General features: G+C 74.0%; 9 protein-coding genes. 6 read left to right on the plus strand and 3 right to left on the minus strand.

The window, feature by feature from the left end:
* Nucleotides 1-17: 17 nt before the first annotated feature.
* Nucleotides 18-1,100, minus strand: coding sequence for a glycosyltransferase family protein (locus SM577_RS21595; protein ID WP_474587822.1), 1,083 nt, complete (start codon nt 1,098-1,100; stop codon nt 18-20).
* Nucleotides 1,097-2,401, minus strand: a complete 1,305-nt coding sequence (locus SM577_RS21600) for a glycosyltransferase family 4 protein (protein WP_302921212.1) — start codon at nt 2,399-2,401, stop codon at nt 1,097-1,099. The genes SM577_RS21595 and SM577_RS21600 overlap by 4 nt, the downstream gene beginning before the upstream one ends.
* 356 nt (nt 2,402-2,757) lie before the next feature.
* Between SM577_RS21600 and SM577_RS21605 the strand changes: the two genes are divergently transcribed.
* The 6 genes from SM577_RS21605 to SM577_RS21630 all read left to right on the plus strand — a co-directional run bounded on the left by SM577_RS21605 (nt 2,758) and on the right by SM577_RS21630 (nt 12,682).
* Nucleotides 2,758-3,747, plus strand: a complete 990-nt coding sequence (locus SM577_RS21605) for a hypothetical protein (protein WP_474587823.1) — start codon at nt 2,758-2,760, stop codon at nt 3,745-3,747.
* Nucleotides 3,744-5,132, plus strand: a complete 1,389-nt coding sequence (locus tag SM577_RS21610; protein ID WP_302921215.1) for an O-antigen ligase family protein — start codon at nt 3,744-3,746, stop codon at nt 5,130-5,132. The genes SM577_RS21605 and SM577_RS21610 overlap by 4 nt, the downstream gene beginning before the upstream one ends.
* On the plus strand, nt 5,129-5,971 hold the full coding sequence (locus SM577_RS21615; RefSeq protein ID WP_474587824.1) for a glycosyltransferase family 2 protein: 843 nt from the start codon (nt 5,129-5,131) through the stop codon (nt 5,969-5,971). Before SM577_RS21610 ends, SM577_RS21615 begins: the two co-directional genes overlap by 4 nt.
* Nucleotides 5,972-6,171: 200 nt before the next feature.
* Nucleotides 6,172-9,885 carry a DUF4082 domain-containing protein gene (locus SM577_RS21620; protein WP_474587825.1) on the plus strand — a complete coding sequence of 1,238 codons (3,714 nt, stop codon included), beginning with the start codon at nt 6,172-6,174 and terminating at the stop codon, nt 9,883-9,885.
* 101 nt (nt 9,886-9,986) lie between these two features.
* Nucleotides 9,987-11,210, plus strand: a complete 1,224-nt coding sequence (locus SM577_RS21625) for a glycosyltransferase family 4 protein (protein ID WP_474587826.1) — start codon at nt 9,987-9,989, stop codon at nt 11,208-11,210.
* A complete protein-coding gene (locus SM577_RS21630; RefSeq protein WP_474587827.1) occupies nt 11,207-12,682 on the plus strand; it encodes an oligosaccharide flippase family protein in 1,476 nt (491 codons plus the stop codon). The genes SM577_RS21625 and SM577_RS21630 overlap by 4 nt, the downstream gene beginning before the upstream one ends.
* Before the next feature lie 25 nt (nt 12,683-12,707).
* On the opposite strand, the gene SM577_RS21635 is transcribed toward SM577_RS21630, so the two are convergent.
* Nucleotides 12,708-13,832, minus strand: coding sequence for a hypothetical protein (locus SM577_RS21635; RefSeq protein WP_474587828.1), 1,125 nt, complete (start codon nt 13,830-13,832; stop codon nt 12,708-12,710).
* Nucleotides 13,833-14,100 lie beyond the last annotated feature (268 nt).

Raw genomic sequence — 14,100 nt, forward strand, 5'->3', positions numbered from 1 at the left:
CGTGCGGTTCGGCGGGCTCAGGCGGGCACCGCGGAGCGGCGGTAGGTCCGGTAGACGGCGGCGAGATCGGCGCGCAGCCCGTCCGGGTGGTACTCCGAGTGGATCCGCTCGGCGGCCGCCCGTCCGGCGGCGACGAGGGCCGCCGGCTCCGCCTCGTAGCGCCGCAGCGCCTGCTCGACGGCGACGGCGTAGCCCAGCAGGTCACCCTCGGCGACCGGCGCGCAGTACCGGGGGTCGAAGAAGTCCCGCCCACCGAGGCCGGTGAAGCCGACGACGTAGGCGCCGCTCGCCATCGCCTCGGCCGGCGGGAGGCCGAAGCCCTCGCGCTCACTGAAGCTGAGGAAGACCGCGCAACCGCGCAGCGCCTCGGCGGTCCGCGCCTCGGTCAGCCCGTCGATCGGCACGAGCTCCCACCCGGCCAGGACGCCGCGGGCGCGCAGGATGTGCAGCAGCTGCTCCTGCTCGGCGGCGCGGCGGCGGGGCATGTGGCCGATCCGCCGCCCGGCCGGGCGGGCCGGCGGGTGGAACACCCGCTCGTCGACCACCACCCGGGTCAGGTGCACGTCGAGGTCGGCGAAGGCGTGGCGGAGCAGCGCGACGTTGTCCCGGGAGACGGTGAGCAGCGCCTCGATGCCCGGACAGGTCCGGTACGGGGCGCCCGCCGCGGTGCCCTCGAACGGCACCTCGGCGAAGGTGTGGTACGCGTTCTGGTTGAAGACCAGCTTGCGGGCGGGCGCCGGCAACCGGCGCAGCCCCGGACCGAAGTACTCGGGCACCACCAGGAGATCGTCCGGGCCGAGCGTCACCTCCCCGGCGGCGGCGACCCGGGTCCGGTTGGCGAACCAGTCGGCCCGGAAGCCCGGCGCGGAGTGCAGCACGGCGGCCGGCACCCCCGACTCGTTGAGCAGGTCCACGTGCCGGTAGAGGTTGCGGATGCCGCCGCTGGGCTTGTTGTCGTCGGGGCTGAGGTAGTAGACGAGCCCCGGTCCGCGGTGGCTCGCGTCGTACCGCAGCGGCGGGGGAGTGCGCCGGCGCAGTTCGCGCGCCCGGCCGAGCCGCCGGAGCCGGTCCCGCCCGGCCCGCTTCGCCCCGCCGATCACGACGAGTGGCGCGGCGAGGCGACCGGCACCGCCCGGTCGGCCGGCTGGGTGGCCGCCGTGGCCAGCGGCAGCGGCACCACCCGGCGCCAGACGTCGAGGTAGGCGGCGGCCTGGTGTTCCCAGGCCAGCACCGAGGTGAACCGCTCCCGGGCGATCGCCCGCATCCGCGCCAGCCGGCTCGGGTCGTCGAGCAGTTCGTCGAGCGCCTCGGCGAACTCGTCGCCGCTGCCGGTGGCGACGTAGCGCCCGGCGTCGCCGGCGGTGCGGCGGGTCTCCAGCAGGTCGACCGCGACCACCGGCAGGCCCCGGGCCATGTACTCCACCGTCTTGGCCATGGTGGACAGGTTCGTCATGTCGCTGAAGATGTCCGGCTGGATGCCCAGCGTGGCGTCGCGCAGCAGGGCGTCGACCTCCGGAGCCTGGAGCCAGCCGGTGAACCGGACCAGGTCGCCGAGCCCCCGCTCGTCGACCATCGACCGCAGCTCCGGCAGGCACTCGCCGTCGCCGGCGATGACCATCTCCCAGCCGTCGCGGCCACGCCGGGCGGCGAGCCGCTCGGCCGCCAGGACGGCCCGGTCCACGTGGTCCTGCTCGTTGATGACTCCGACGTAGACGATCCGCCGGGTGGCGGGGTCGGTGCCGGTGGGGGCGGCGATCTCGCCGGCGGCCGGCCCGTTGCGGACGACCGTCACCCGCCCGGGCGGGCACCCGCCCCGGGTGAGCGCGATCTGCCGGTACGACTCGTTGGTGGCGACCACCTGGCTGGCGAACCGCATGGAGAGCCGCTCGAACCAGGTGAGCAGGCGGGTGACGACGGGTCGTGGCGCGCCGGTCTTGCAGGCGTACAGCTCCGGGCTGAGGTCGTGGTGGTCGAAGATCCAGCCCCGGCCGGTCGCCCGCATCGCGAGCGCCAGTGGCCAGAACACGTCCGGCGGGTTGCAGACCTGGGCGGCGACCACCCGGTGCCGGACGACCAGCACGGCGAGGTGCCAGGCCACCCAGAGGAAGGCCCAGGCGAACTCCGCGGCGAAGGAGAGCACCCCGTCGCCGGCGAACGGCTGCCGGAAGGACCGGATCGCGGTGTCCCGGCTGCCCGGCAGGTGACGCAGCCGCTGCCCGCCCCGGGGGCAGATGACGGTGACCCGGTAGCCGGCGCCCTCCAGGGCGAGGCATTCCCGGATGACCCGCCGGTCCTTCTCCACCGGCAGGTTGACCACCGCGATGGCCACGTGTGGTCGTCGTTCCCGCCTGGTGTTCGTGGCCCCCGCCTGCCGGCCCGCCCGCGCCTGTTCCGCTGCCATGGACGCTCCCTCCGGCGACCAGCGGCCGGCGCCGCAGCAACGGTCCACAGTGGCCGCAAGCCGGTGCGGTTACGGGGACCGGTGGTCGCCCCGTCACGATCGTGGAATCGGGAACCCGGAACATCCCCCGTTGGTACTGAGCCAGCTGTCAACCTGACGACTGAGCGCTCAGTAAGTCGGCAATGTCAGCCCTCGCCCCGGATCGAACTGTCGCCCGGTTGTGGTTGTCTTTCTTGCCAAGGCGTCGCCGGCGCGGTGACACTGACCTGGGCCCGTCGCGTCGGCCCGCGTCCGGCCTCGCCGCGCGCCACCCGCGGCGCGCTCCTTTCTCACCCGAACCTCGGCAAGGGGATGCAGTGGACCTCTGGGACATGACCAAGCTGCTCTTCCGGCGCTGGCGCATCTCCCTGCCGCTGCTGCTCACCGCCCTCGTCCTGGTCGGCGTGGCGAGCCAGACGGTGCAGCCGGACTACAGCGCGAAGGCGCACATCCAGCTGATCCCGCCGCCGGTCGTCACCGGCCCGGACGGCCGCCAGAAGCCGATCAAGAACCCCTGGTTCGACCTGGGCTACGCGGCGCTGGGCAACGCCGCGGTGATCGACGTGACCCGACAGTCGGTCCTGAAGCAGATGGTGGCGGACGGCCTCTCCGACAACGTCACCGTCGCGGTCGACCGGGTGCCGCTGTTCGAGATCGAGGCGGTGGGGAGTTCACCGGCGCAGGCGACGGCCACCGCCCAGCGGATGCTCACGTTGATCAAGGAGGCGGTCGCGGAGCGGCAGGCCTCGCTCCAGGTGGCCGAGAGCGACCTGATCACGACCCTGGCGCTCGACGACGGCACCGAGGTCGAGGTGCAGAACTCGAAGCTGATGCGGGTGATGGTGGTGGCGCTCGGGGCCGGGCTGCTGCTCACCGCCGGGGTGACGATCGCCGTCGACGCCCTGCTGCGGCGGCGGGCCCGCCGCCGGGCGGGCGGCGGAACCGAGCCGCCGGCGGCCGTCGGGGAAGGCGCCGGGCGGCCCGCCGCCGCGGCGAACCCCGCGTCCGCCGTGGCGTCGGCGTCCTTCGACGGTCAGCTCAACCAGGTGGTCGGGGCAGCGGCCCGGGTGGGGCCCGGCTCCGCGGTGGGGGCTGCCGCGCCGCGCGTGCCGCCGCACCAGCCCGGCACGGCGAGCGGTGACCGGGCCGGGCAGCCGCCCCGGCGCGACCACCCCGGCCCCGAGCGGCCGCTGCGCGGCGACGCCGACCCGCGCCGCCCGGCCTCGGCATCGGCCGACGCCACCGTCGTGCTCCCGGTCTCCCACTCCAACACCTGGCCGCGTGGAGGCAGGACCGAGCGGCCGTGACCGCTACCGCGACCGCGTACCACCCCGTCGATCTCGAGCCGTCGCTGCTGGCCGACGGCACGTACGGCATCCGGCGGCACCGGTCGCGGTTGGACGTCTCGATCCTGCTCGGCGTCACCGTCGTCCTGCTCTACGTGCTGCCGGGCACGCTCATCGTGCCCAACCTGACCTACGCCGGCCGCCCGGCGCTGCTGGTGGCGTTGCTGCTCTTCGCGTGGTGGTGCCTGGCCCGCCTCAACCCGAGGCTGCTGCTGCTGGGGCCGCAGCCGATCCGGTGGGTGCTCTGCGTCTACCTCGTCGCCAACCTCCTGTCGTACCTCGCCGGGCTGCTGCGCGGCCTGCCCACCCAGGAGGCGAACGCGCAGGACTTCGCGATGCTGCAACTGTTCGAGTTCCTCGGCGTCGCGCTGATCGCGGCCGACGGGATCCGCAACTTCGACCGGCTCAACCGGGTGCTGCGGGTGGCCGTGTGGTGCGCCGGCTTCATGGCGATCGTGGGCATCGCCCAGGCGGTCTTCAAGTACGACGTCTCGGCGCACCTGGTGGTCCCCGGCCTGGAGGTCAAGGGCGGCCTGGCCGGCTTCGGCCAGCGCGGCGACGAGGGCCAGTTCCGGGTGGCCGGGACCACCGTCCACTACATCGAGTACAGCGCGGTCATGGCGATGATGGTGCCGTTCGCCATCCACGTGGCCCGGTTCGCGCCGAAGCGGTGGCACCGGTGGCTGGCCGCGGTGTGCGCGATGCTCGCGGCCGTGGCGAACCCGATGTCGATCTCCCGCACCGGCATCGTGGCGCTCGCGCTCGCCCTGCTGGTCATGGTGCCCGTCTGGTCCTGGCGGCTGCGCTACACGTTCATGTTCCTCGGCGCCGGCGCGGTGATGGCCATCATGTTCCTCAAGCCGGGCGTGCTGGGCACGCTCAAGGCGATGTTCCTCAACGTCGGGGTCGACCCGAGCATCGAGGGCCGGACGAACGACTACGAACTGGTGGGGCACTTCTTCGACCAGCGACCCTGGCTTGGCCGGGGGCCACGGACCCTGCTCGCCGACCCGGTGCGCGACACCATCCTGGACAACCAGTGGCTCTACACCCTGGTGACCGGCGGGGTGGTCGGCGTGGCCGCGCTGCTCGCGGTGCACGTGGTCAGCATCGTGCTCGCCGTGATCGCGTTCCGCCGGGCCACCCGCGAGGAGGACCGCCACCTCTGCGTGGCTCTCGTCTCCGCCCAGGTGGTCGCCGTGGTGGTCGGCGGGACCTTCGACTCGCTCTACTACACGACCTTCGCCATCAGCCTGGCCCTCTTCGTGGGCCTCAGCGGGGCGGTGTGGCGGCTCACCCACCCGGCCCGCATCGTCCGCACCTCGACCGTCCGGGGATTCGATTGACCAGCATCGTCATCGCCGCGCACAACGAGGCAGGGGTGCTCGACCGCTGCCTCGCCAGCGTGCTGCGCAACGCCGCCGTGGCGGATCCGGCCCAGGTGGTCGTGGTGCCGAACGGCTGCACCGACGACACGGCTCGGGTGGCCCGCCGGCACGGCGTCACCGTCGTCGAGCTCGCCGAGCCGGGCAAGGCCGCCGCCCTCAACGCCGGCGACGCCGCCGCGACCGGCTTTCCGCGCATCTACCTCGACGCCGACGTGCTGCTCGCCGACGGCGGCATCGACCTGCTGGTCGGTGAGCTGGCGCATACGGGTGCGCTGGCCGCCGTGCCGGCCCGCCGGATGGAGCTGGCCGGGCGTTCGCCGGCGGTACGCGCCTACTACGCCATCCACTCCCGACTGCCCGCCGTCGTCGGCGGCCTGTACGGCCGGGGAGTGATCGCGCTGTCCCGGCCGGGGCGGGAGCGGTTCGGCCGGTTTCCCGACCAGGTCGCCGACGACCTGTTCCTGGACTCGCTCTTCGCCGAGGGGGAGCGCCGGGTGGTGACCGCGGCGACGGTACGGGTGGCGGCGCCGATGCGGACCGGCGACCTGATCCGTCGGCTCGTCCGGGTCCGCGCCGGCAACGCCGCGCTGCGCGACAGCCTGCCCGGGGTCCGCCGTTCGCGCAGGAGTTCCTGGCTGACCGATGTGGTGCTGCGCGCCCCGTGGCTGTCGCCGGCCGCCGTCTGCTATGTCGTGATCACCCTCCTGGCCGAGCGGGGTGCCCGTCGGGCGGCGCGAACCGGCCGGGTCGCCTGGGCGCATGACCGTTCGAGCCGCGCCGCCGGTGGAAAAGCCTGACCGGTCGTAGCCGAGAACTGCCCGATGTCGCAGGGGTGTCGGCGAGCCGCCCGGCGCTAGGCTCGTGCCTCGACTGAGCGCGCGCGAGCCGGGCCGACAACGGTCGCCGGCCCTCGGGCGGCCGGCCGAGCGTACCGGCGGTAGCAGCCGACGGCGCTGAGCACCGGTCGGTGTGGGGATACGTCCGAGGGAGCAGCGTCGTGAACGGAGAGCAGGAGCGGCGTGCCGGCCGCGACGTCGCGTCCATCTGGTCCACAGTGGCCGGACCGCGACGACGGGTGACCCGCCGGTCGGGTGCGGTCGCGGTCGTGCTGGCCGTGGTGGCGGGCGCCTTCGCGGCCCCCGGCCCGGCGCAGGCCGATCCGTGCGACCCGGTGGTCAACCCGATCGTCTGCGAGAACAGCAAGGCGGGCACCCCCGCCTCGGTCTGGGACATCGACGGCAGCGGGGACCCGTCGATCCAGGGCTTCGCGACGGACATCAGCGTCAACGCCGGCCAACGGGTCGACTTCAAGATCAAGACCAACGCTACCGCGTACACCATCGACATCTACCGGCTCGGTTGGTACGGCGGCAACGGGGCCCGCCGGATCACCGGCGTCAACCCCTCGGTGCCGCTGCCGCAGAGCCAGCCCGACTGCGTCACCGACGCCACCACCGCCCTCTTCGACTGCGGCAACTGGGCGGTCTCGGCCTCCTGGACCGTGCCGTCGAGCGCGGTCTCCGGCGTCTACATCGCCCGGTTGCGGCGTAACGACACCGGCGGGGACAGCCACATCACCTTCGTGGTCCGGCAGGACAGCAGCACCTCCGACGTCTTCTTCCAGACCTCCGACGCGACCTGGCACGCCTACAACAAGTACGGCGGCGCCGACTTCTACTCCGGCGGCGGCTCGGTCGGGCGCGCGTACAAGGTCAGTTACAACCGCCCCTTCGCCACCCGCAACAGCGTGGAGCGGCGGGACTTCCTCTTCGGCGCCGAGTACCCGATGATCCGCTTCCTGGAGCGAAACGGGTACGACGTCAGTTACACCACGAACGTGGACAGCGACCGGCGCGGCCAGCTGATCCGCAACCACAAGATCTTCCTCTCCGTCGGGCACGACGAGTACTGGTCGGGCACCCAGCGGCACAACGTCGAGGCGGCCCGGGACGCCGGCACCCACCTCGCCTTCTTCAGCGGCAACTCGGTCTACTGGAAGACCCGCTGGGAACCGAGCAAGGACGGCAGCGACACCGCCCACCGCACCCTGGTCACCTACAAGGAGACCTGGGCCAACGCGAAGATCGACCCGTCCAGCGAGTGGACCGGCACCTGGCGGGACCCCCGGTTCAGCCCACCGGCGAACGGCGGCCGCCCGGAGAACGAGCTGATGGGCACCATGTTCATGGTCAACGACGGTGACCTGGCGCTGTCGGTGCGGGCGGAGGAGGGCCGGTACCGCCTCTGGCGGCACACCAACCTCACCGCGCTGCCGGCCGGCACGTCGGCCACCCTCGCCCCGCACACCGTGGGCTACGAGTCCGACGAGGACCGGGACAACGGTTTCCGGCCGCCGGGCCTGATCCGGCTCTCCACCACCACCGGCGAGGTGCCGCAGGTGTTGCAGGACTTCGGCAACAAGGTCGCCCCGGGCACCACCACCCACCACCTCACCCTGTACCGGGCCGCCAGCGGCGCCCTGGTCTTCGGGGCCGGCACCATCCAGTACAGCTGGGGCCTGGACGAGACGCACGACGGGCAGGCCACCCCGACCGACAGCCGGATGCAGCAGGCCGTGGTCAACCTCTTCGCCGACATGGGCGTCCAGCCGGCCACCCTGATGACCGGCCTGGTGCCCACCACCGCGTCGACCGACGGCACCGCGCCGACCGTGACGATCTCCGCGCCCGCCGCGGGAGCCACGGTGGCCCGGGGCAGCCCGGTGACGCTCACCGGCACCGCCGGCGACGTCGGTGGACGGGTCGCCGGGGTGGAGGTCTCCACGGACGACGGCGCCAGCTGGCACCCGGCCACCGGCACCGCCGCCTGGTCGTACACCTTCCACGCCGCAGGCCTGAGCAGCCAGGTGGTACGGGTCCGGGCCGTCGACGACAGCGCCAACATCGGCGCCCCCGCCACCCGGGAGTTCGCGCTCACCGGCCCGAACACGCTCTTCGGCCAGCGGGTGCCGAAGCGCCCGGCGGTGGCCGACGGCGGCGCGGTGGAGCTGGGGGTGCGGTTCACCCCGCGGACCGACGGGTACGTCACCGGCGTCCGCTTCTACAAGGGCCCCGGCAACACCGGCACCCACCTCGGTCGGCTGTGGACCGACTCCGGCCAGCTGATGGCCAGCGGCACGTTCGCCGACGAGACGGCCACCGGCTGGCAGAGCCTCACCTTCGGCTCCCCCGTACCGGTGACCGCCGGGGTCGGCTACGTGGCGTCGTACTTCGCGCCGAGCGGCAACTACGCCGGCGACGACTGGGTCTTCACCGGCGACTGGACCAGCGGTCCGCTCACCGCGCCGCGCTCGGCCCCCGGCGCCGGCAACGGCCTGTTCCGCTACGGCGGCTCGGGCGGCTTCCCGAACGAGACGTTCGGGTCGGCCAACTACTACGTGGACGTCACCTTCGCGGTCAGCGCCGACCTGCCGCCGGCGGTCACCGCCACCACCCCGACCGACGGCTCCGGCGACGTACCGGTCGACGCCGCGCCCTCGGCCGTCTTCTCCACCGCGCTCGACCCCGCGACCGTCTCGTTCACCCTGGCCCGGGGCGGCACCCCGGTCGCCGGGACGACCGGCTACGACGCGGCCCTGAAGAAGGTGACCTTCACCCCTTCGGCGCCGCTGGACCCGGCGACCAGCTACACCGCCACCGTCACCGCCGCCGACGCGCAGGGCCGGTCGGGGAGCGCCACCTGGTCGTTCTTCACCGCGCTCGACAGCGACCTGCACACCCTCTTCCCGCCCGACGCGGTGCCGGCGACGTCGGCGCACAACGACGCCAACGCGGTCGAGCTGGGCGTGTCCTTCCGGCCGCGGGTGGACGGCCGGGTGGTCGGCGTCCGCTTCTACCAGGGGCCGGGCAACACCGGCAACCACCCGGTGACGCTCTGGTCGGCCGCGGGCACCCCGCTGCGGACCGCCACCGTGCCGAGCGCGACCACGGTGGGCTGGCGGACCGCGTACTTCGCCAGCCCGCTCGACGTGGTGGCCGGGACGACCTACGTCGCCTCCTACTTCGCGCCCAACGGCTTCTACCCGGGTGACAACGGCTACTTCGCCACCACGAAGACGGTCGGGCCGCTGGTGGCGCCGGGCGGCAACAACGGCCTCTACCGCTACGGCGGGAGCGGCTTCCCGAACCAGTCCTACGAGTCGACGAACTACTGGGTGGATCCGCTCTTCCTGACCGACGAGGAGGTCCCGCCGGTGGGGCAGCCCGGCGCGCCGCCGCCCGGGGCGTACGGGATCTTCGCCCCGACCGACGTCCCGCAGACCGCGAGCTGGGACGACAACGCCGCCGTCGAGGTGGGGATGCGGTTCGTCCCGGCCGTGGACGGGCAGGTCTACGGCGTCCGGTTCTACAAGGGACCGGGCAACACCGGCACCCACACGGGCTCGCTCTGGTCCGCCGGGGGCAGCCGGCTGAGCACGGTGACCTTCGCCGACGAGACCGCCTCGGGGTGGCAGACCGCGTACTTCCCGGAGGTCGTGCCGGTCAGCGCGGGTCAGGAGTACACGATCTCCTACCACACCACCGTCGGCCGGTACGCGGTCACCGGTGGCGGCCTGGCCGGCGCGCGCACTGTCGGGCAGCTGACCGTGCCGGCCTCGGGCGCGACCTACCGTTACGGTCCCGGGGACGGGCATCCGTCCTCGTCGTCGTCCACGAACTACTGGGTCGACCTGGTGTTCGCTCCGTACTGACGGTCGGCGGCGCGGGGCCACGCGGTCCCCGCGCCGCCCCGCGCGTACCGCCGACCCGACCGGCCGGCGGTACGTGCCGCAACGCGCGAAGTGGGGGAGAGGTGCGACTGCTCGTCGGCCTGCACCATCTGGAGCTCGGGGGCAGTCAGCTCAACGCCCTGGATCTCGCGGTCAGCGTCCGCAACCAGGGCCACCAGGTGGCGATCGTCGGCAACTACCGGGACGAACCCGGGCCGGTGGCGGACCTCGCCCGGCGGGCGGGACTGCCGGTGATCGCCGTACGGCACCGGGCCGAGCGGCTGGGGCGGGCGATGCCGGTCCGGCCGGGGTTGTCCCGCGCGCTGACCCGGGCGGTCCGCGAGTTCCGCGCCGACCTGGTGCACGCGTACGAGTACTCGGTGGCCCTCGACGCCTTCTACGGCCCGCACCTGCGGCTCGGCACGCCGGTGGTCACCACTGTGTACGGCATGCGGGTGCCGCGCTGGATGCCCCGCTACGGTGGCCTGGTGGTCGGCACCGCGCAACTGGTGGCGGAGGCGGGGGCGTTCCGGCCGCCACCGGCGCTGATCGAGCCGCCGGTCAACACCGACGTCGACGATCCGGCGGTGGTCGACGGCCACCCGTTCCGGCAGCGCCACGGCATCGGCCCGGACGAGATCGTGCTCGGCGTGGTCTCCCGGCTCGAACCGGACATGAAGGCCGAGGGCGTGCTGCGGGTGATCCGGGCGGTGCGGCTGCTCGCCGACGACCGCCTCCGGCTGGTGGTGACCGGCGGCGGCCCCTCGTACGCCGACGTGGCGGCCGAGGCGGAGCGGGCGAACGCGGCGCTCGGCCGGCCCGCGGTGGTGCTGACCGGCCCGATGGACGACCCCCGGCCGGCGTACGCGGCCGCGGACATCGCCCTCGGGATGGGCGGTTCGGCGTTGCGGGCGATGGCCTTCGGCCGGCCCCTCGTGGTGCTCGGCATCCGCGGCTTCTCCCGCACCTGCGCGCCGGAGACGATCGACTACTTCCTCCGCTGGGGCTTCTACGGCATCGGCGACGGCGACCTGGACCCGGCGCCGTTGGCGGCGCAGCTCGGCGAGCTGGTCGACGACCGGCGGCTGCGCGTCGAGCGCGGCGACTGGGGGCGGCGGCTCGTGCTGGGCCGGTTCAGCCTGAAGGCGGCCACCCAGACCCTGCACGAGGTCTACGCCGGCGCCCTGCGCGACCGGCCCGGCGCGGCGGCGCGGCTGCGCGAGGGGCTGCGGGTGGCCGCGCACAAGGGCGCCGCCGACCTGGTGCCCGCCGCCGCCCGCCAGCGGATCCGCCGGATGCTCGGGTGAGCGTCGAGGAGCGCCCCCCGCCGGCGGCCGAGCGCCCCGACCTGTTCGCCAAGGCGTCCCGGGCGCTGGGCTGGAGCCTGGCGAGCACCGTCGTCAACCGGCTCAGCACCCTGGCCATCGGCGTCGCGCTGGCCCGGATCCTCGGCCCGGACGCGTTCGGCACCTTCGCGGTGGCCCTGGTGGTGCTGCTGGCGGTGCTCAGCTTCAACGAGCTGGGGGTCAGCCTGGCGATCGTGCGCTGGCCCGGCGAACCCCGGGAGATCGCGCCGACGGTGGCCACCCTCTCGGTGCTCACCAGCACGCTCGTCTACGCCGGGCTCTACCTCGGCGCGCCCCTGCTCGCCCGTACCCTCGGCGACCCCGGCTCCACCGCTGTCATCCGGGTGCTGGGGCTCAGCGTCGTCGTCAGCGGCCTGGTGGCGACGCCGGTGGCGCTGCTGCAACGTGCCTTCCGCCAGGACCGCAAGACGGTGGCCGACCTGGTGACCAACTGGACCAGCGCGCTGGCGTCGATCGGCCTCGCGCTCGCCGGCAACGGGGCGATGAGCCTGGCGATCGGGCAACTCGCCGGCTCGCTCGCCGGGGCGGCGCTCTTCCTCGTCTTCGCCCCGCAGGGGCTGCGGTTCGGCTTCGACCCGGCGAAGGCCCGCGCCCTGCTCCGGTTCGGCCTGCCGCTCGCCGGCTCCAGCGTCGTCGTGTTCGCCACCACCAACCTGGACCGGGTGGTGGTCGGCGCCACCCTCGGTCCGACCGCGCTCGGCTACTACGTGCTGGCGCTCCAGCTCGCCAGCTGGCCGGTCACCGTCTTCTCCCAGCCGGTGCGGGCGGTGGTGCCGGCCGCGCTGGCCCGGCTCCAGGACGACCCGCCGGCGCTGCGCCGGTCGTTCCTCTCCGCGGCCGGTCTGCTCGGCTCGGTCACCCTGCCGGCCTGCCTGCTGCTCGCCGCCGCGGCCGACGCCCTGATCCGCTTCCTGTACGGCGACGCCTGGCAACCGGCGGCGGGGGTGCTGCTCTGGTTGGGGCCGCTGGCGGCGCTGCGCATCCTCTTCGAACTCTGCTACGACTACTTCGTGGTCCTCGCCGACACCCGGGTGGTGCTGACCGTCCAGGTGGCCTGGTTCGTGGTGCTGCTACCCGCGCTCTACGCGGCCGGCGTCCTCGGCGGGCTCCAGGCCGCCGCGGCGGTCCAGTTCGCGGTCGCCCTGCTGGTGATCCTGCCGCTCTACCTTCTCGCGCTGCGCCGATCCGGGATCCCGCCGTTGCCGGTCGCGGCGCGGTTGGCACCGCCACTGGTCGGCGCCGTCGCGGTCGCCGCGGTGGCGCTGCTGGTGGCCCGGGTGGGCGCCGTCGACCTGGTGGTGCTGGCGGTGGCCGGGGTGGCCGCGCTGGCCACCATCGGGGTGCTCGGGTTCCGGCTGCGGCACGTGGTCCGCGACCTGCGGACGATCGGACAGCCGCGGGCGGCGGGCTGACGCCCGCCGCCCGCTCCCGGCTGGTTCAGCGGCAGTGGTCGAGCGGGGTCACCTCGCTGAGCACCCGGCCCGCGACCCAGTCGTACCGGACCGTGGCGTTGCCGCTCCAGTCGCCGACCTTGCGGCAGTCGACGTCGACCGGACCGTAGCCGTACGAGTTGTGGACGATCTTGTTGCCGGTGATCGCCGGGAACCAGCCGCCGGTCACCCGCAGCGAGTAGCCCCCGCCCGCGAGCAGGTTGTCGCGGATCGTCCCGCCGTCGTTGCGCTGGTCGGGGATGAAGACCGGCGCGGTCGGGCAGTCGTCCAGCCGTTGGTCGATGGTGTTGTGCCGTAGCACGACGCTCGGCCCGTGGTAGCTCTGCATGCCGTCGCCGTGCGGGTCCACCGACCGGCACATGCCCGGCGGCACGGCGAGTCGGGCGTACGAGTCCTCGATGGTCACCGGCCCGGCGCCCGGGTAGTCCTTCGCCCCGATCCGCCAGCCCTCCATCCGGTTGACCACCTTGCAGCGGCGGCAGGTGTAGTTGGCCACCCCGAACGCGTAGTGCTGGTCGGTGGAGAACTCCTCGCCGGGCGGGTTCACCACCTCGGAGTCCTCGACGAGCAGCCCGCCGTGGACGCGGTCGCCGAGGAAGTTGTCGACCGTGCCGTACAGCCGGGTGCGGCGGATGACCACGTTCTCCGCCCGGACCAGGATGCTCCCGGTGACCAGGTGGTCGGTGAGCACCGTGCCGGCCCGGGTGACGACCAGGTCGCCCTGGTGCCGCACCTTGGGCGTCCAGCCCGGCGGCACTCCGGTGCAGGCGGCGGTGGGATAGGCCGGCAACGCGCAGCCGCGGCCGCCGCCCGCGGACGGCGTGGGGCGGGGTGACGAGGTGGCCGTCGGGGCGGGCGTGGACGGGCGCGGTGAGCCGACGGCGGGCGGCTGGGTCCTGGACCTCTTCGGGCGGGGCGACCGGTGGGCCCGCCGATACTGCGCGTCGGCCGCCGGGGTGCCGGCCCGCACCGCCGGGCCGGGCTGCGCCGACGTGGGGCGGCTGCCCGCCGACGAGCTCGCCGCGAGCGCGCCGGACGCGGCGAGCAGCGCCGCCAGCGCACCGACGACGGCGAGTCGCCGGTGCCGATGGAACCCGCGTCTGGGCTTCATGATGGTCCACTCCTCACAGTCCAGGTGCGCGCGGCTCGGGCCGCGGCGCGCATCGGTGCGTCGTCCCGGCGACGCCGGGTGGGGTGGCGGGAAAAACGGGACGGTCGACAACCGGACCCGGTTGGTGCGCACCGGTTCCGCGACCGTCGGCCTCCGCCCGGCCGGCCGGGCAGGTTAGGGCCGACGACTGACGGATATCCGGCTCAGCGACGGATCCCCGGCGCGAACGCGAGGTATCGTCGCCGCAGCCCCGCGCCGGAGCGGCCGC

The sequence above is a fragment of the Micromonospora desertarenae genome (genome assembly GCF_056150265.1).